The organism is Massilia sp. 01N417, from assembly GCF_056399645.1.
On the sequence record NZ_JBFTRS010000031.1, the window covers coordinates 1 to 15,595 of the forward strand.

A 15,595-nucleotide genomic window follows, 5' to 3' on the forward strand; every position below is an offset into this window, starting at 1 on the left:
AACTGGCGTCGCCAGCGAAACACCATGTTCGTGTTCAGCCCGTGCTGCATCGCCAGCTGGGCTACCGACACCGACTCGTCGCACGCTTGCTGCGCCAGCTGTCGCTTGAACTCCAGCGGATAGTTCGTGCTGCGCCGACGCTTCTTTTGTTCTGCTTCACCCGCCAAGATAGTCCCCGCTAAAAAATAGTGGGGACTATGTTGAGTGGCGCGCTGGCAGGTGTCTACACGGTGCAGGGATGACGCTTACCTATTTGATATGATTTAGACAAAAGTTGCATGTATATTGGCTTGACCAATCACCAAACGAGGAGCGGCAATGAATTCCTGCATTCGTAAGTTGGTCCTGACTGCGGTCTGTATCGGCAGCTCGGGGGCGGCGCTGGCGGGTGGCGTCACCGTCCGTTACGTCCACCCCGAGCAATTTAGCGACATGCCGGTCCCAGTATCCGACCGCGAGCGCGCACTTGGTGAAATCAGCGCTCATTTCTCTAAGCTCGGCCAGGCGCTGCCCCCTTCCCAGGAACTGGCTGTCGAGGTGCTCGACATCGACCTGGCCGGCCATACGGTTCCGAATGGGCATGGAGAAGAGGTGCGCGTGCTCAACAAGCACGACTTGGCCCACATGCACTTACGCTATACGCTCAGCGAGCAGGGCAAGGTGATCCGCAGCGGCGACATGAACATCAGCGACTTTAAAGCGCCCGAGGAGCTGCTCTCGAAACGTCCCGCCAACAACCTTCCGCGCGAAAAGCTCATGATTGACCTCTGGTGGCACGCCAACATACAAGGAAATGAACTGACCCAGCGCTGACGGCTATCCGTTGCTGTCATTTTTTTTGGCGCTGTTCGCGCTAGGTGTTGAATCTGCCCAGCGCCGCTCTCAAAAAGGCATCCGCACTGGCGATCCGGCGCCCATCCAGTGCCCAGCGCCAGCCGAAGTAGTGGCCGAGGTAACGGCTGGCGACGCCGCGGAAAGGCAGCAGCCAGGCGCGCATCCGGCTGTGATACGCGTTGACGTTCTGGATGTGCAGCGCACCGCGCCTTCGTTCGCCGGCGCTCGCGTTGATGGCCTCATGTGAGATCCCGAGCTCCCGCGCGAATGCCGGATAGGCCGCATGGCTATCGGTCACCAGCAGCACGTCACGTTCAAGGCGCGGCCCCAGGTGTTGCAATAGCTGACGCTTGCTGACGCTTCCCTTCCCGGTCACGGCGTCGATGGTCCGGCCGCTGCGATCGCGTGCGACGAGGATGCACACCTGCTCGTTTGAGATCCCACGCTTTGTCGCCTTGCCGCCGCGCTTTCGTGGTGGACGAGTGAGATGTCGGGAACCCTTGTGCGATTCGAGCACATACATCTCGTCGGCTTCGGCGATACCGCTCAAGCGCTGCGGGCGGTCATCCTTGCTCAAGGCCAGGAAGCGGTGACGCCATCGAAAACTGGTCGCACTGGCCACGCCGATCTCGCGCGCCGCGCGGCGCACGCTGCGGGAGTCGAGCATGCAGCCAAGGTAGTCGAGCCAATGCCCTTTGTAGCGCAGCCGGGCCAGCGGCGTGCCGCTGAGCAGGTTGAAGGTGCGGCGGCAACTGCGGCAGCGGTAGCGCTGCAGTCCGTGCGCATGGCCGTGGCGATAGGGTTTGCTGGCCTGGCAGTGCGGGCAACAGAGCGGTGCGGCGGGCTGCTCGACGATCTCGAGTACGCGGTCGAGGCCGGCCGCCGATTGCAGTAGTGCCAGCAAGCGATCGCGTTGCCGCCGGGTCAGACTGGTGAGAAGTTGCAGGAACTGTTCGAACTGCCGTGCTTGCATGGAGCCTCCGTCAACGGTTCAGGTCGACATTGGACCGCAGGCTTACGGAAAAGATTCCACACTTGGCGCGAACAGCGCCTTTTTTTAATGCTCGCTTCGTGCGGGCATTTTCCTTTCTGTCTCTACTTTTTTAGGGTACTAACTAGAACTTCAGCTCCGCGGCCTGCGGCTCTTCGGTAACGTCAAACTGATCGAGGAAGTCAGGCCTCTGACGCATTCACTCTACAACCAAAGCGACGGCCTTGGACTGTCCATCAGACCGTTCGGAAGAGTCTGCTTCTGGCCGACTTCTGCCAGTAAGTGTACGGCGCTGTTCGCCCCGTTGCTGACTGTCAGGCTGACTTGTCGAACGTCTGCAATAAAGCCCGTACCCGGTAGCGGTGGTAGCTGCGATGATGCTCATAATCCAGCTAACGTGGTCTGATCGTTTCGCGGTCTCGATTTGACCGAATTGCGACATCACTGCAGGTTATACCAAGGCGATGACCTTCACTGTACGCGACGGCCATCGCCTGGCAGTCCGATTCATCAATAGCAGACAATCGACTTGCCTGTGGACGAAACTTCGCACTGGCCAGTAATGAGGCCCCATGCAACCGTAGCCACGTCGACTACTTTGTCCACTATTTTGTTGCCGCCAACAACAGCGGCCATTGCTTTCTGGTCCAGTTCTTCAACGACGGGCAGGTCTTTGATCGTAAGAGTAGTCATGGCAATTCTCCATCAGGGTTAAATATGGCTTGGGTCAGGTTTGCCTTGTCGGCGGTTTGTGAATCGTTCGGTTCACGTCTCCATCATTGCAATGACCATGCCAGGTGTGAGGCGCAGAGCGAGAAGGCGTTCCAAACCATTGAAAAGTATTGAATTTCGCCCCAATGTGTTCGCTCGTGACGAACACAATGCAGGCCTAAGTTCGTCACTACCCAACAGCTCCAGCGGCGTTACCTGATCGCTTGTTGCGAGAGATTCAAGGTCCACGAAGTCCACAGTTCACTACCAATCTCAAGCGGACCTTTGCACCGAATAGTCAACAGGCCTACGCTAGCAACCATGGGCTTTCGATAGGAGTACTTATTAGGTAGTCCATCAGTCGAGCAAGCGACCGAACCGCGCGTTCGGTCTCTGCCCGCCTGCTCCGGCCCGGACGCCGGCTTATCTGGAGGCACAGGCGGCCACCGTCACATCCTGACTGACTGGCGTTCGCGGCACGACGATCTGCGTTACCTGGTCGCCGTCGACATGGACCTCGGCGGGTTTGCCATTGATCGTAAAGCAGGATGAGGCCGGTATGCCATGCAGGGTGATCACGTACGAGCGCTGCGACGGTGCGCCCACGTAATCGCCATGCGCCGCGCCGATATGAATCGATGTGTCCGCATCCCGATAGCGGATCGCGGTTGTCGTTTGCTTGCCATGCATACGGTATTCTTCGGTGCTGTCGTCGTCCTCGACCAGGGTAGTGTCGCCGTCGGCGCCGCCATACACGTCGAGCATCAGCAGCGACTTGTCGGAAAATTGTGTGCTGAGCGCGAATTTCTGGCGAGTGATGACCGATCCCGCCTTCACGAACAGGGCGATCTGGTTCGCATCCGGCTTGATCTGCAGGATCGTACCGCCCTGCACCGCATGCTGCGGCCGCCAGTAATCGAACCATTTCCCCGGCGGCAGCCAGACATCCTGCACCTTATCGACGCTGGTGAATGGCGCGACCAGCAAGTCCGGCCCCCACATGTACTGCAAGTCGTATCGCCAAGCGTTCTCCTGGTTCGGATACTCAAGCAGCATAGCGCGCGCGATCGGGATGCCGGTGCTGGCCGCCTCGTGCGCCGCGGAGTAGGTGTAGGGCAGTAGTTCATAGCGCATGCGCGTGAAGGTGTGCGCTACCGCCTGTTCCTGCGCGCTGCGGTCCAGCGGCCAGCGCGACGGCCCCACGCCGTGTGGCTTCCAGATCGGCGCGAAGCTGCCGTAGGCCATTGCCCACTTTTCGTAAATCTCGGCGTCCGGGCCGATCTTCTTTTCCCAGTCGTAAAAACCGCCGGCGTCATGCCCCCAGAACGGGAAACCCGACAGGCCGGCCAGTTGCATGCCACGGATCTGGTTTTTCATTTCGTCGAAATTCGGCTTGATATCGCCGCTCCACAGCGTTGCATAGCGCTGTGCGCCAGCCGTCATGCCGCGCACCCAGACATACGGACGCTCCTTCAGACCGGCTTGATCCCAACCCTCCTCTACCAGCGCTTTTGCGATGAGGAAGAACCAGTAATTGCGCATCTCGGCCGAACTCAGGCCGTTGGCGAGAATCTGCTTTTCCGGCGCCAGGCCTTCTTCGTCGAATTCGTCGATCCACAGCGCATCGCCCGGATAGCCCAGGGCCGGATCCAGGGATTTCTTGTACATGATGTTCCAGAACCATTTGCGGAATTCGGAATTGCTCAGGTCCGGTGCGCTTTCGGAAAAGTCGACCTTGCCGGGATCGGGGAGATTGAAACTCTTCTTCCATCCTTCGCTGAACTGCGCGACGCAGCGGTTGAAGTCAATCGTCAGCACCAGGCCATTCGCCTGCAGCCAGCGCTGGTATTCGGCAGGATCGGGAAATCGGCCCTTGTCCCACTCGATATACGATTCGCAGCGCTTGCCGCCGCCGGCGCGCCAGCGATTGTCGTTGACTACATGATCGATCGGGAAACCGGCGGCGCGGTGCGCCATGATCTTCTGCTTCCACCAGTTTTCATCGGACGGCGTCGGCGAATCGTGGTCGTGGCTCTTGTCCGACAGGGCCAGGCCGAACATGGCCTTGACCGGCAGGCGCGGCTTGCCCGTCAGTTCGACGTAATGCGTCAACACATCTTTCGGATGCGGCCCGGCGATGAAGAAATAATCCATGCGGCCGTCGAAGCCCTGCGTGTTGATACCGAATTCGTAGCGCTTATCCTGTCCGAAGTTGAAAAAATTCTTGAACGTGCTGTTCAGGAAGACCCCATAGCCCTTGCTGGAAATGTAGAACGGGACCAATAACGGCGCCTGTTCGATCTGAACCGAGCCATAGTTGCGTGCAATCGCCTGGCCTTTGAGATCGACCGACTGCGCGCGGCCGAAATAGCTGTGCCCCAAAGCCGTAAAGTGTTCATGATCGTCGAATTCGAAGCTCTGGCTGATGACTTTGTCGTGCCATTGCGTCCCGCCGCGTTCCATCAGGACGGGACGGGACGCGCCGCCGGTGAAATAGCTGATCGCGAGTGTCTTCGGGTCGATATCGAGTTCGATGGCGCTAGGACCGTCAAGAGTCAGGACCAGCTTGCCGCCTCGGTGAGCAATACGGAAGCTGTCATCGTAGGCATGTGAGGCCACCATTTCGTAGTGATTGTCGTCGAAGTATTTTTCGCCGGCGCGGATGCTCTGAATCCGCACGACATTCTTTCCGTACGCGGTCACGCGGATCTGCTCGCCGTGCGCGCCGGTCACGACTACGGAATGCCTGGATTGCGACGCGACATCGGCCCGCGCCGCCCCCGCATGCGCAGGCGATGTCGCCAACAGTACCAGGCCTGCGGCAAAAGCGAGCTTGCGCGCGCGTGAAGCGCAGCGCTGCAGGTGCAAGGCGTTCATTTTCAATTCCATCATTCTTTCTTAACCTCGTTTTTATACATGAGCGATGCCCTTCAAGGGCGGCGGCTTTGCGCGCGGCCCCAGTACCCGCAACCCGCAGTTGGCGTCCAGAAGAGCTGCTGCCGGCCGATATCGGCCTGCCGTGACCGTCAGCATGTCATCCGAAGAAAACACTCAATTTAAGCGTGAACGCAACTGCAAATCCAAGGCCTGCCAATCCCCAGACAAGTGCGGCTACGACTTCAAAGGTATTGCGCAATTCAGGGTGGGGAATAGCCAGCACGGGTAGCAATAGCGCTCGTACGATGCAGATGGTTGCCATTACGGCCAGGGCTGAGCGCTGCAGAGGAGGACGCCGGTCCAACCAGAGGGCCGACGCGGCGTAGTAAGCACATGCGCCCATCAGGCCGGCAATGACGAGACAACTCGCAGGTGCAAGCAAGGTCCCGGACTTGTACGAAAATGTAAACCACGACAGGCCGGCAAATAAGGCGCCCACGTGAATGACAAGGCCTGACAGAGAGATGATGATAGCGAATATCACCAGGGCTCTTGCGATTTTCATGGTGTAGGTTCAGAGGTATTGGATCGGCTAAGGCAGGAGATGTCCCTCATGGCCGACCTCTGCTGCTATGCCAGCATACCATGTTGACAAGCCGCAAAAATTACAGACTGGCAAGGCGGGCTGAGTGCTTGTTAGCGTATGCAATAAAGACCGTGTTCCATGCTTCTTCATACGGGTACGTGATCAAGCCGAATGAGCAGGCCATGGCTTTCCAGATGACCAGGCGTTGTCAGCATCCTCCATCTCGTCAGTGAATGCCAACGACATGGCTAACGACGTGCTGAAAGGCGCGGCAGGCACCGACAGCGCACGCGGCGCGCCGGCCCATGGCGCTGGCGTGAACTGGTGAGGGCATGTTTCGGCGAATTTCCACTTCTGAAATCAGGACCGCCGCACGTAAAACCGTCATTCCCGCCGAGTTCTGCATGAACAGTCGAGACGCAAGCAAACCTGGATCTCCGCCTGCGCGGGGATGATATGCAAAAGGTGCAGGTCATGAAAAAAGCCGCTGACCCTTCCGGATCAGCGGCTTTCGCATTCAAACGCCAGAAATTACTGACCGCGCTTGGCGCGCGCCTTGGCCGCAATCCGCATGCGCAGCGCATTCAGCTTGATGAAGCCGCCGGCATCCGCCTGGTTGTAGGCGCCGCCGTCTTCGTCGAAGGTCGCGATGTTCATGTCGAACAGCGAATCGGTCTTCGAGTCGCGCGACACGACGATCACGTTGCCCTTGTAGAGCTTGACGCGGACCCAGCCGTTCACGCTTTGCTGGGTGTGGTCGATGAGGGTCTGCAGCGCGACGCGCTCCGGGGCCCACCAGTAGCCGTTATAGATCAGCGAAGCGTAGCGCGGCATCAGGTCGTCCTTCAGGTGCGCCACTTCGCGGTCCAGGGTGATCGATTCGATCGCGCGGTGGGCTTTCAGCATGATGGCGCCGCCCGGGGTTTCGTAGCAGCCGCGCGACTTCATGCCGACGTAGCGGTTCTCGACCAGGTCGAGCCGGCCGATGCCGTGCTTGCCACCCAGGCGATTCAGCTCGGTCAGCACCTGCGCCGGGGTCATCTTGACGCCGTTCAGGCCGACGATGTCGCCGTGCGCGTATTCGATGTCCAGGTATTCCGGCTGGTCGGGCGCCGCTTCCGGCGACACGGTCCAGCGCCACATCGATTCCTCGGCTTCCGCGCTCGGGTTTTCCAGGTGGCGGCCTTCGAAGGAGATGTGCAGCAGGTTGGCGTCCATCGAGTAGGGCGCGCCGCCGTTCTTGTGCTTCATGTCGATCTCGATGCCGGCGTCTTCCGCGTACTTCAGCAGCTTCTCGCGCGACAGCAGGTCCCATTCACGCCACGGGGCGATGATCTTGACGTCCGGCTTCAGCGCGTAGGCGCCCAGCTCGAAGCGCACCTGGTCGTTGCCCTTGCCGGTGGCGCCGTGCGAGATGGCGTCGGCGCCGGTTTCATTGGCGATCTCGATCAGGCGCTTGGCGATCAGCGGACGCGCGATCGAGGTGCCCAGCAGGTATTCGCCTTCGTAGACGGTGTTCGCGCGGAACATCGGGAACACGAAGTCGCGCACGAATTCTTCGCGCACGTCGTCGATGTAGATGTTTTCCGGCTTGATGCCGAACTTGATGGCCTTGGCGCGCGCCGGTTCCAGCTCTTCACCTTGTCCCAGGTCGGCGGTGAAGGTAACGATTTCGCAGTTGTAGTGATCCTGCAGCCATTTGAGGATGACCGAGGTATCGAGGCCGCCGGAGTAGGCGAGGACTACTTTTTTAATGTCGCTCATGGGAGTTCCAGTGATGTGAGGCGTGGAGGGATGTTGTGGTCAGCCGGCTCGGGCACCAGGCCCGCGCCGACGATCAGACTTCGTTGCGGTAAAAAATCAGGGTCGTGGTGGTCGGCTCATTTGTCTTCGATGCGGCCCAGCAGCAGGTACTCGATCAGCGCCTTCTGCACGTGCAGCCGGTTCTCGGCTTCGTCCCACACCACCGATTGCGGGCCGTCGATGACTTCGGCCGCCACTTCCTCCCCGCGGTGGGCGGGCAGGCAGTGCATGAACAGCGCGTCGGGTGCGGCGCGCGCCATCTTCGGGCCGTCCACCATGAAGCCGTCGAAGGCTTTCAGGCGTTCGGCGTTTTCCTTTTCGTAGCCCATGCTGGTCCACACGTCGGTGTTGACCAGGTGCGCGCCCTGGCAGGCATCCGAAGGGTTCTCGAAGAAGGTGTAGTTCTTCGTCTTGACGAGAGCCGGATCGATGTCGTAGCCCTTCGGGGTCGACACGTTCAGGTGGAAGCCGAATACCTCGGCCGCCTGCAGCCACGAATACAGCATGTTGTTGGCGTCGCCGATCCAGGCCACCGTCTTGCCGGTGATCGAACCGCGGTGCTCGAAGAAGGTGAACACGTCGGCCAGCACCTGGCAGGGGTGGTGCTCGTTGGTCAGGCCGTTGATGACCGGCACGCGCGAATTCGCGGCGAAGCGCTCGATGATGTCCTGGCCGAAGGTGCGCACCATGATGATGTCGCACATGCGGCTCATGACCTGGCCGGCGTCTTCCACCGGCTCGCCGCGGCCCAGCTGGCTGTCGCGCGTGTTCAGGTAGATCGCGGCGCCGCCCAGCTGGTGCATGCCGGCTTCGAAGGAGAGGCGGGTACGGGTCGAGCTCTTTTCGAACACCATCACCAGGGTGCGGTCGACCAGCGGGTGGTAGACCTCGTAGGCCTTGAACTTGCGCTTGATGACGGCCGCGCGCTCGATCACGTACTCGAACTCGTCGCGGGTGAAGTCGGAGAATTGCAGGAAGTGCTTGATGGGAGTCTGGACAGCCATGTTAGGTCGGGAATGCGGGGGATCTTCTGAATTATATTCCATCAATACAAGGTCTGTTCAGACTCATGTAGTAATTGCGCATACAGCTCGTGGCGGATCTTCGCGATCTTGCCTTCTCCGACCGCGCCCAGGATGGCGCATTGCGGCTCGGCCAGGTGGCGGCAATTGTAGTATTTGCAACCACCCAGGAAGGGCTTGAACTCGACGAAGGCGCGCTCCAGCATGCCTTCGGTCAGGTGATACAGGCCGAATTCCTGGAAGCCGGGCGAATCGATGATGTTGCCGCCGGCGTCGCCGGGCAGGCGGTACAGCCGGGTAAAGGTCGTGGTGTGCTTGCCGGTGTCCAGCGCTTCGGAGATCTCGCGCACCGCGATGTCCGCGTCCGGCACCAGCAGGTTGATCATCGAGGACTTGCCCATGCCGGACTGGCCGATGAAGATCGAGGACTCCCCCAGCAGCAGCGGCATCAGGGTCGCCACGGTGCCTTCCGGATCGGCCTTGGCCGAGACCTCGTGCAGCGGGTAGCCGAGCTTGGCGTACAGCGCGGCGCGTTCGCGGGCGCGCGGCAGCAGCTCTTCGACGTCGACCTTGTTGAGGATGAGGTGGGCCTCGACGCCGGCCGCCTCGCAGGCCACCAGGGCGCGCGAGACCAGGTCGTCGGCGAAGCTCGGTTCGGTGGCGACGACGATGAAGAGGCGCGTGATGTTCGCCGCCAGCAGCTTCGACTTGTACTGGTCGGAGCGGTAGAGCAGGGTGCTGCGCTCGGCGATCTTCTCGATCACGGCCTGGTCGTTCGAGGTGCGCTTCAGGTGCACGATGTCGCCGACCGCGACGTTGGTCTTCTTGCCGCGCGTGACGCACTGGAGGAATTCTCCGTCGACGTCGGCCAGGTAATGGCGGCCGTGGGCCGCGACGATGGTGCCGGTCAATTCAGCGCTTTTGCTCATTCCTTTGCTCATGCGCCGGCCCGTCCCGCGTACAGCGCGTCGGCTTTCGCAGCGCAGATGAAGTCGTTCTCGCTGAGGCGGTGGCCGGCGGAGTGCGTGGTCCAGGAAGCCGTGCAGCGGCGGTAGCCGACCTGCAAGTCCGGGTGGTGGTCTTCGCGATGCACCATGAAGGCCAGCGCGTTCACGAATTCGATGGTCTCGTGGTAGTCGCGGAACAGGAACTCGCGCACCAGGCGGTTGGCGTCGACATGCCAGCCGGGCACTTGCGCAAGCAAAGCGGCAGCGGCGGCATCGTCCAGCGCCGCGGCGCCGTGGGTGCAGTGGCGTTCATGCAGGGGCAGGGCCTTGTTCATGTTCATGCCGGCTCCATGCCGGCCGTACCGGAAAGCGCGCCCGCTTCGTGCAGGTGACGGATGCGGATCGAGGCCGGCGGGTGCGAATCGTAGAAGGCCGAGTGCAGCGGGTCCGGCGTCAGGGTCGAGGCATTGTCCTCGTACATCTTGACGAGGGCCGAGACCAGGTCGCGCGCATCGCTGTGGCTGGCGGCGAAGGCATCCGCCTCGAACTCGTGCTTGCGCGAGGTGATCGAGGTCAGCGGCGCGAAGGGGAAGGTGAACACCGGCAGCACCAGCATGAACAGCAGCAGCGCCATCGCATCGTTGTTCTGGCCCAGCAGCGGAGTGACGCCCAGGCCGGTGTAGAACCACACCTGGGTCTTCAGCCAGCCCAGCAGGGCCAGGAACACCAGGGACAGCGCGAACGCGACCACGATGCGCTTGACGATGTGCTTGAGCTTGAAGTGCCCCAGTTCGTGGGCCAGCACGGCTTCGATCTCGGCGGGCGCGAGGCGCTCCAGCAGGGTGTCGAAGAAGACGATGCGCTTGTTGGCGCCGAAGCCGGAAAAGTAGGCATTGCCGTGGCTTGACCTCTTGCTGCCGTCCATCACGAACAAGCCTTTCGATGCGAAGCCGACGCGCGCCATCAGGCCTTCGATGCGGCTTTTCAGGCTGTCGTCGGCGAGCGGCGTGAACTTGTTGAACAGCGGCGCGATGACGGTCGGGTAGATCACCATCATCAAGAGCTGGAAGCCGCTGAACACCAGCCAGGCGTACAGCCACCACAGGGGACCGGTGCGCTCCATCAGGAACAGCACCACCCACAGCAGCGGCAGGCCGATCACGGCGCCGACCAGCGTGCTCTTGACCATGTCCGCCAGCCACAGCTTGAGCGTCATCTTGTTGAAGCCGAAGCGCTGCTCCAGCACGAACTGGAACCAGTACGTGAACGGCAGGTCGAGCAGGCCGGCGATGGCGGCGTAGGCGACGACCAGGCCGATCTGGTGCGCCATGCCGGGGCCCAGCAGGTGCAGCAGCGCGATCGACAGTGCCTGCAGCCCGCCCAGCAAGGTGAAACCGATCAGCACCAGGCCGCTCCAGACCGCGTGGATCAGGCCGAAGCGGGTCTTGGCGACCGTGTAGTCGGCAGCCTTGCGGTGGGCGTGCAGGGGGATGCGGTCGGCAAATTCGGCCGGCACCTGATCACGGTGACGCAGGACGTGGCGGACGTGCCGGCTGGCCAGCCAGTACCGCAACACCAGGGTCAGCATGAAAAAAATGACGAACAAAACCGAAAACGCGAATGAAAGCATCGTGTGCCTGTGAGAAAATCCTACATTTCGGGGGCCGAGCACGGTTTTACGCCTGTGCTCTCACCCCGACTGACTATAGCCAAAGAACAGATTATGTCACAAGCCAACGAAACCCAAACCCCGACCCTTACCCCGCGCCCGAACGACATGAACCTCGTCTGGCTCGACATGGAAATGACCGGCCTCGATCCGGACAGCGACCGCATCATCGAAGTCGCGGTGGTCGTCACCGACGCCGAGCTGAACATCCTGGCCGAAGGCCCGGTCTTCGCCATTCACCAGAGCGACGAAACGCTCGACAAGATGGACAACTGGAACAAGGGGACCCACGGCAAGTCGGGCCTGATCGATCGCGTGAAAGCCTCGACCGTGAACGAAGCCCAGGCCGAAGAGCAGCTGATCGCCTTCCTGAAGCAGTGGGTGCCGGCCAACAAGTCGCCGATGTGCGGCAACTCGATCTGCCAGGATCGCCGCTTCATGGCGCGCGGCATGCCGAAGCTGGAAGCCTTCTTCCACTACCGCAACCTGGACGTCTCGACCCTGAAGGAACTGTGCCGCCGCTGGAAGCCGGAACTGGCATCGGGTTTCAAGAAGGCGCAGAAGCATACCGCGCTGGCTGACATCGTCGAGTCGATCGAAGAACTGCGCTACTATCGCGAGCACTTCATTAAGCTGTAAGTTGTAAAGTGCCCGCGCGGCACGACACAATGTTGAAATGGTGAATCGTCTCGCCATGGAATAGGGAATAATCGATCATGGCTGACATTCTGCGCATTACCGCCGGGCTGGGCGACAGCGAGACCCGGCGCCTGCTCGGCGCGCACGACTGGCAATCGTCGCCGCTCGGCCCGCCGGATTCCTGGCCGCCCGAACTGGCCACGGCCGTGTCGATGGTGCTCAGCTCGACCTTCCCGATGTTCCTGGGCTGGGGACCGGAGCTGGTCTTCCTCTACAACGACGCCTACGCCCGGATTCTTGGGGACAAACACCCGTCCGCCTTCGGTGCCCGGTTCCAGCGTGTCTGGTGGGAGCTGTGGGCCGACGTCGGTCCGATCGCGGAACGGGCCATGGCCGGCCAGTCCTCGTATTTCGAAGACATGCCGCTCGCCATGGAGCGCAAGGGCTATACCGAGCAGACCTGTTTCACCTTCTCGTATTCGCCCCTGCACGACGGCGAGGGCAGGGTGATGGGCCTGTTCTGCACCTGCATCGAAACCACTGCCCGCGTCGAAGCCGAACGCCGCGCCGCCTTCGAGCTGGCGCTGGCCGACGCGCTGCGCCCGACCACCTCCGGCGAGGAGGCGATCGCCACCGCCAGCGCCCTGCTGGGCAAGGAACTGGGCGTGGAGCGCGTGATGTACGGCGAAGTCGACGACGAGCGCAACACCTTCTACGTGCCGCGCGACTGGAAGCGTCACGGCACGTCCAGCTTGTCCGGCAATACCTTCGCGATCGAAGCCTTCGGCGAGGACGTGGCCAGGGCCGGGCGCGCCGGCGACGTCATCGCCATCACCGACGTGCGCATCGATCCGCGCACCGCCGCCCACCAGCAGGCCTACCTGATGGCCATGGGCGTGACCGCCAGCCTGCTGGTGCCGCTGGTGAAGTCGGGCCGCCTGGTGTCCTTCCTGGCGCTGGGTCACGAGCATCCGCACCGCTGGAGCGAGGCCGAGATCGCGCTGGCGCGCAGCATGTCGGAGCGCCTGTGGACCGCGGTCGACCTGGCGCGCGCCCACGAAGCCCTGCGGGCGGAGCGCGACCGCAGCCAGGTCATCCTCGATTCGATCGCCGAGGGTTTTGGCCTGCTCTCATCCGACTGGACCGTCCTCGAGATGAATGCCGAGGGGCTGCGCCTCGGCAGCCGCAGCGCCGAGCAGGTGATCGGGCGCAATCACTGGGAGATCTGGCCCGAATCCGTGGACAGCGAACTTGGACGCATGTATGGCCGGGCCATGTCCGAGCGGCTTGCCGGTAGTGTCGAATACCTGCATCGCTTGCCCGATGGGGTGGTGCGCACCTACGAGGTGAGGGCTTACCCCACCAGCAACGGCGGCCTCGTCAGCTTCTTCCTCGACATCAGCGAGCGCAAGCAGGCCGAGGAAAAGCTGCGCGCGGCCGACCAGCGCAAGGACGAATTCCTGGCCATGCTGGCGCACGAGCTGCGCAATCCGCTGGCGCCGATCAGCGCCGCCGCGGACCTGCTGAGGATCGGCCGCCTCGACGAGAACCGGGTGCGCCAGAGCAGCGCCATCATCGGGCGCCAGGTGAAGCACATGACCAGCCTGGTGGACGACCTGCTGGACGTCTCGCGCGTCACGCGCGGGCTGGTGACCCTGGCGCGGGCGCCGGTGGCGGCGCGCACCATCGTCGATGAAGCGATCGAACAGGTGCGCCCGCTGTTCGAGGCCCGCCGCCAGGCCCTGTCGGTGCGGCTCGACGATCCCGAGGCCACGGTCCTCGGCGACAAGGCGCGCCTGGTGCAGGTGCTGGCCAACCTGCTCAACAACGCGGCCAAGTACACGCCGGAAGAGCGCCGTATCGACATCGAGGCCCGGACCCGCGGCGAACACCTCGAGCTGGTGGTGCGCGACGAGGGCATCGGCATGGAGCCGGAACTGGGCGACCGCGTGTTCGAGCTGTTCGCCCAGGGCCAGCGCTCGGCCGACCGCTCGCAGGGCGGACTGGGGCTGGGCCTGGCGCTGGTCAAGCACCTGGTCGAGCTGCATGGCGGTAGCGTCGAATGCGCGAGCGCCGGAACGGGCCGGGGCAGCAGCTTCATCGTGACCCTGCCGCTGATGCAGTCCGCCGCGCACGGCGAGGAGCCGGGTGCCGCGGGCGCGCCGCCGCTGCAGGGACAGCTGCTGCGCCTGCTGGTGGTGGACGACAACGTCGACGCCGCGGCCACCCTGGCGATGCTGCTGGAAGCCTGCGGCTACGAAGTGATGGTGGAGAACGATTCGCTGCGCGCCCTCGAGCGCGCGTGGCGGGAGTGTCCGGAGGTGGCCCTGCTGGACATCGGCTTGCCGGAAATGGACGGCAACGAGCTGGCGCGCCGCCTGCGGGCCGATCCGCGCACCCGCTCGATGCTGCTGGTGGCGGTCACCGGCTACGGCCAGGAGCAGGACCGCCGCGCCGCCCTCGAAGCCGGCTTCGACCACCACATGGTCAAGCCGGTCGATCTCGACAAGCTGGCGGCGATCCTGGCCGGCGTGGCCGGCGCCTGATCAGCGCATCTGCCTCATCGCATCTGTGTATAGTTGACCGGGATCCAGCGGTAGCCCTTGCCCTGGGTCTGCAGGTAGCCGATGCCCGGGAATTGCAGGTGGGCGCCGCCGATCAGGTAGCCCTTTTTCGCGGCATCGTCGAACACCTTCCTGCGCGCGGCGTAGGCCGTCTTCTCGTCGCTGTCGAAGGCGACCGTCACTTGCGGATTGTCCATCTGCACGGCCGCCACGTGGATCAGGTCGCCGATCAGCACCAGCTTCTGGCCGCGGCTCTCGACCACATAGGTGGTGTGGCCCGGGGTGTGGCCGTGTTCCGCCAGCGCCGAGACGCCCGGCACCAGCTGGCCGTCGGCTTCGATCGCCTTGAACTTGCCGGCCTTGACGTAGGGGTTCAGCGAGGCCATCGCGCCCTGGTAGTCGGCCTTCTCGTCGGCCGGGGCCTTGTCCATGTTCGCCTGGCTCAGCCAGCGGTCGGCATCCGGCTTGCCGGCGCGGACCACGGCGTTCGGGAAGTTGCGCTGGCCGTCATGGGACAGGCCGCCGACGTGGTCGCCGTGCAGGTGGGTGATGTAGATCTCGTCGATCTGTTCCGGCTGGTAGCCGGCGGCCTTCAGGTTCTGCAGGAACTTGCCTACGGTCGGGCCGAACAGGGCGCCGGCGCCAGTGTCGACCAGCACCAGCTTGCTGCCGGTATTGATCAGGAAGGCATTGTCCGAGGTTTCCAGCGGCAATTTCAGGTGGTTCTTTTCCAGCGCGGCGCGGGTCAGTTCCGGCTTCTGGTGCAGGATCTGGTCGACCGGCAAGTCGAAGGTGCCGTCGTTGATCGGGGTGACTTCGATGTCGCCGACCATCATGCGGTAGTAGCCGGGGGCCGGGGTCTTGACCATCGGCGCGGCGGCGTGGGCGGCGGCCACGAGGGCGGCGGCGGCGGCGATGGCGGACAGGGCGTGCTTGAGCGGTTTCATCATGT

At 62.6% G+C, this 15,595-nt stretch carries 14 protein-coding genes; 3 read left to right on the forward strand and 11 right to left on the reverse strand.

Features of this window, described 5'->3' with window-relative positions; translation table 11 throughout:
- The coding region (locus AC1DOQ_RS24745; RefSeq protein WP_477370511.1) for a transposase at positions 1-167 on the reverse strand (167 nt) is incomplete at its 3' end.
- Between the two features lie 151 nt (positions 168-318).
- Here AC1DOQ_RS24745 and AC1DOQ_RS24750 point away from each other — a divergent pair.
- Positions 319-813 (forward strand): DUF3016 domain-containing protein, encoded by a 495-nt coding sequence (locus AC1DOQ_RS24750; RefSeq protein ID WP_477370332.1) that lies wholly within the window; start codon positions 319-321, stop codon positions 811-813.
- Between the two features lie 40 nt (positions 814-853).
- Here the strand turns inward: AC1DOQ_RS24750 and AC1DOQ_RS24755 are convergent, their stop codons facing one another.
- From AC1DOQ_RS24755 to AC1DOQ_RS24795, 9 genes are all read right to left on the reverse strand, one after another.
- Positions 854-1,807, reverse strand: a complete 954-nt coding sequence (locus AC1DOQ_RS24755; RefSeq protein WP_477370335.1) for an IS1595 family transposase — start codon at positions 1,805-1,807, stop codon at positions 854-856.
- Between the two features lie 528 nt (positions 1,808-2,335).
- Positions 2,336-2,518 carry a hypothetical protein gene (locus AC1DOQ_RS24760; protein ID WP_477370337.1) on the reverse strand — a complete coding sequence of 61 codons (183 nt, stop codon included), beginning with the start codon at positions 2,516-2,518 and terminating at the stop codon, positions 2,336-2,338.
- A gap of 441 nt (positions 2,519-2,959) precedes the next feature.
- Positions 2,960-5,428 carry a glycoside hydrolase family 31 protein gene (locus AC1DOQ_RS24765; RefSeq protein ID WP_477370340.1) on the reverse strand — a complete coding sequence of 823 codons (2,469 nt, stop codon included), beginning with the start codon at positions 5,426-5,428 and terminating at the stop codon, positions 2,960-2,962.
- Between the two features lie 142 nt (positions 5,429-5,570).
- The gene (locus AC1DOQ_RS24770; RefSeq protein WP_477370343.1) at positions 5,571-5,978 is read right to left on the reverse strand and encodes a hypothetical protein; all 408 of its coding nucleotides are present in this window, start codon (positions 5,976-5,978) and stop codon (positions 5,571-5,573) included.
- Between the two features lie 552 nt (positions 5,979-6,530).
- Positions 6,531-7,763 carry an argininosuccinate synthase gene (locus tag AC1DOQ_RS24775; protein ID WP_477370346.1) on the reverse strand — a complete coding sequence of 411 codons (1,233 nt, stop codon included), beginning with the start codon at positions 7,761-7,763 and terminating at the stop codon, positions 6,531-6,533.
- A gap of 116 nt (positions 7,764-7,879) precedes the next feature.
- Positions 7,880-8,806 carry an ornithine carbamoyltransferase gene (argF, locus tag AC1DOQ_RS24780; RefSeq protein ID WP_477370349.1) on the reverse strand — a complete coding sequence of 309 codons (927 nt, stop codon included), beginning with the start codon at positions 8,804-8,806 and terminating at the stop codon, positions 7,880-7,882.
- 41 nt (positions 8,807-8,847) lie between these two features.
- Complete coding sequence (gene rsgA / locus AC1DOQ_RS24785) at positions 8,848-9,753, reverse strand: ribosome small subunit-dependent GTPase A (RefSeq protein WP_477370352.1); 906 nt, start codon at positions 9,751-9,753, stop codon at positions 8,848-8,850.
- A gap of 8 nt (positions 9,754-9,761) precedes the next feature.
- Positions 9,762-10,112: a 4a-hydroxytetrahydrobiopterin dehydratase gene (locus AC1DOQ_RS24790; protein ID WP_477370355.1), complete on the reverse strand. Its 351-nt coding sequence runs from the start codon at positions 10,110-10,112 to the stop codon at positions 9,762-9,764.
- Positions 10,109-11,401: a M48 family metallopeptidase gene (locus tag AC1DOQ_RS24795; RefSeq protein WP_477370358.1), complete on the reverse strand. Its 1,293-nt coding sequence runs from the start codon at positions 11,399-11,401 to the stop codon at positions 10,109-10,111. Before AC1DOQ_RS24795 ends, AC1DOQ_RS24790 begins: the two co-directional genes overlap by 4 nt.
- Positions 11,402-11,494: 93 nt before the next feature.
- Between AC1DOQ_RS24795 and orn the strand changes: the two genes are divergently transcribed.
- Both orn and AC1DOQ_RS24805 read left to right on the forward strand, forming a co-directional pair.
- Complete coding sequence (gene orn / locus AC1DOQ_RS24800; RefSeq protein ID WP_477370362.1) at positions 11,495-12,079, forward strand: oligoribonuclease; 585 nt, start codon at positions 11,495-11,497, stop codon at positions 12,077-12,079.
- Between the two features lie 77 nt (positions 12,080-12,156).
- Positions 12,157-14,625, forward strand: coding sequence for an ATP-binding protein (locus tag AC1DOQ_RS24805; protein ID WP_477370365.1), 2,469 nt, complete (start codon positions 12,157-12,159; stop codon positions 14,623-14,625).
- A gap of 14 nt (positions 14,626-14,639) precedes the next feature.
- Here the strand turns inward: AC1DOQ_RS24805 and AC1DOQ_RS24810 are convergent, their stop codons facing one another.
- Positions 14,640-15,593: an MBL fold metallo-hydrolase gene (locus tag AC1DOQ_RS24810; RefSeq protein WP_477370368.1), complete on the reverse strand. Its 954-nt coding sequence runs from the start codon at positions 15,591-15,593 to the stop codon at positions 14,640-14,642.
- Between the last annotated feature and the right edge of the window lie 2 nt (positions 15,594-15,595).

What these genes read in the sequence shown, in the direction of transcription:
- AC1DOQ_RS24760 (WP_477370337.1), bottom strand. Translation starts at nt 2,518, where the DNA reads ATGACTACTCTTACGATCAAAGACCTGCCCGTCGTTGAAGAACTGGAC.
- orn (WP_477370362.1), top strand. Translation starts at nt 11,495, where the DNA reads ATGTCACAAGCCAACGAAACCCAAACCCCGACCCTTACCCCGCGCCCG.
- AC1DOQ_RS24770 (WP_477370343.1), bottom strand. Translation starts at nt 5,978, where the DNA reads ATGAAAATCGCAAGAGCCCTGGTGATATTCGCTATCATCATCTCTCTG.
- AC1DOQ_RS24790 (WP_477370355.1), bottom strand. Translation starts at nt 10,112, where the DNA reads ATGAACATGAACAAGGCCCTGCCCCTGCATGAACGCCACTGCACCCAC.
- AC1DOQ_RS24805 (WP_477370365.1), top strand. Translation starts at nt 12,157, where the DNA reads ATGGCTGACATTCTGCGCATTACCGCCGGGCTGGGCGACAGCGAGACC.
- AC1DOQ_RS24775 (WP_477370346.1), bottom strand. Translation starts at nt 7,763, where the DNA reads ATGAGCGACATTAAAAAAGTAGTCCTCGCCTACTCCGGCGGCCTCGAT.
- AC1DOQ_RS24795 (WP_477370358.1), bottom strand. Translation starts at nt 11,401, where the DNA reads ATGCTTTCATTCGCGTTTTCGGTTTTGTTCGTCATTTTTTTCATGCTG.
- AC1DOQ_RS24810 (WP_477370368.1), bottom strand. Translation starts at nt 15,593, where the DNA reads ATGATGAAACCGCTCAAGCACGCCCTGTCCGCCATCGCCGCCGCCGCC.
- rsgA (WP_477370352.1), bottom strand. Translation starts at nt 9,753, where the DNA reads ATGAGCAAAAGCGCTGAATTGACCGGCACCATCGTCGCGGCCCACGGC.
- argF (WP_477370349.1), bottom strand. Translation starts at nt 8,806, where the DNA reads ATGGCTGTCCAGACTCCCATCAAGCACTTCCTGCAATTCTCCGACTTC.
- AC1DOQ_RS24755 (WP_477370335.1), bottom strand. Translation starts at nt 1,807, where the DNA reads ATGCAAGCACGGCAGTTCGAACAGTTCCTGCAACTTCTCACCAGTCTG.
- AC1DOQ_RS24765 (WP_477370340.1), bottom strand. Translation starts at nt 5,428, where the DNA reads ATGATGGAATTGAAAATGAACGCCTTGCACCTGCAGCGCTGCGCTTCA.
- AC1DOQ_RS24750 (WP_477370332.1), top strand. Translation starts at nt 319, where the DNA reads ATGAATTCCTGCATTCGTAAGTTGGTCCTGACTGCGGTCTGTATCGGC.